Origin of the sequence: Enterovibrio nigricans DSM 22720, from assembly GCF_900167155.1 — a bacterium.
GTDB lineage: Bacteria > Pseudomonadota > Gammaproteobacteria > Enterobacterales > Vibrionaceae > Enterovibrio > Enterovibrio nigricans.
The window spans coordinates 1-1,757 of record NZ_FUXU01000205.1 but is presented as its reverse complement, the minus strand read 5'-3'; the positions used below and the strand labels follow the sequence as shown (position 1 = coordinate 1,757).

At 36.9% G+C, this 1,757-nt stretch carries 1 protein-coding gene; it reads right to left on the bottom strand.

Annotated elements, in window-relative coordinates:
* Positions 1–447: 447 nt before the first annotated feature.
* Positions 448–1,500, bottom strand: a complete 1,053-nt coding sequence (locus B5D35_RS23580; protein ID WP_078754825.1) for a type III polyketide synthase — start codon at positions 1,498–1,500, stop codon at positions 448–450.
* Positions 1,501–1,757: the final 257 nt, after the last annotated feature.

Genomic DNA, 1,757 nt, shown 5'->3' with positions numbered 1-1,757 from the left:
TGAATCGACTCTTTAATGTCGAGGTAATTTACACGTAATTTCAGGAAGCGGCGGGGTGAAATCCGCCCGATTGAATTTTTTGCAACAACCCCCTTATTGAAAAAGAGTATACGAAGTAGTGTATACATTTTTGTGTGTTCGTTATTTTGTTTTCACTATTTAGCGTACGTTTTTTTGTATACGAAATATCGAAACCCTCTCAATCTCGCGTCGAAACAAGTATGAGAGGGGCATCGAATCCAATGTTCACACTGACGATTTTTTTTCTGTGTCGGAGCCAGTATCTTGCGAGCTACACACTCAACCATTAGCACAGTCGTTCACAGTCTCAACACACTTGAAGGTAAGGAAACTCAAAATTTCCTTACCTTGAACTCATTTACAGTATTTTCAATAAGTGTTGATTTAACTCAGACAACACCTATTGAGATAGGTTCTAAGTGGAAATCAATTATATTCTACTTGCCACTTACCAAACAAAGCCTCAGCAGTAAAACCAGGACCAAAAGCGACTAAAATCCCTCGTTCTCCATGGTTAGTTGATGAGAAATGGCGGTAAAGCACATCAATAACAGATACACTTGATGTATTTCCGTATTCCCGTAAAGAATCTCTGGAGTGTTGAAGTTTACAAACACCCAACTCTAAATGGGTTTCTAATTCATCAAGTATTCTCTTTCCTCCTGTATGAGAAATCACAAAATCAATGTCATTTAATTCTTTTATATTTCGTCTTATAAAATCACCAAGATATGGAGCAACCTTAACAATGGAATACATTACTTTTTTATCCAATGAAAAAAGAAATCCCTTATCTGTCATTTCATATTCAATGTAGTTTTCAGTGTCTTTTAAGAAAATACTTTCGCTATCAGTTATTATCAACCCAGAACCTTCATCACGCCCTTTCATTACAACACTAGCAACCCCATCGCCAAAAATCGAATCTGAAACAAAATCTTGAAGCTTGTCGGCTTGAGAGTCAAAACAAAGTGATGACGCTTCTAATGCAACAATTAAAACATTATTTTTTTGTGATAGTTTAGTATGCTCATATGCCCTGTTTATGGCATAAGCTCCAGCAACACACCCCATTTGAGCAACAGGAAGTTGAGTTGTATTTAGATTTAAGTCTAAGGAATTTATTAAATGAGCAGTTAACGAAGGCATCATAAAACCCGTACAAGAAACAGCAATAACCATAGTAATGTCTTCTCGATTTAATCCTGAGAATTCTAAAGCTTTTTTAGCCGCATCGGTTGAGTAATTTCGAGCAAAATTTTCATATTTTTTTTGCCTGTCAGCAAATCCATTTAATTGTAAAATTTCATTAAAGGGAAGGCATGTTTTTCGCTCTTTTATCGTTGTATTCTGTATCATTTTCTCAGCATTAGAGCGGTGCGGACTATATGGATGAAAAAGCTCTATAAATCGCAAAATATCATTAGAAAACAAAGAATATTCAGGGTAGAGGACGCAAGGTTTTGTTAGGATAGCCAATTGATAACTCCATATATAACATTAAGTTCATATAGAAGAACGGTGATCCTTTTGTTTTATTTCAGTAATTTTGTTGTTTTTTATGAGTGAAATGATGGACGCACCTTTCGGGATACAAGAGGTACCTACCAACGTGGCTTTGTTACGTAAAAATCGGTATTCATTATGTGGTCTGGCGTTATGTTGAGGGATTGCCGCAGGTCGACGAGGCCGCAAAGGGTGGGCGAGAGACTTGGCCAAATCCGAACAAGCGCAGC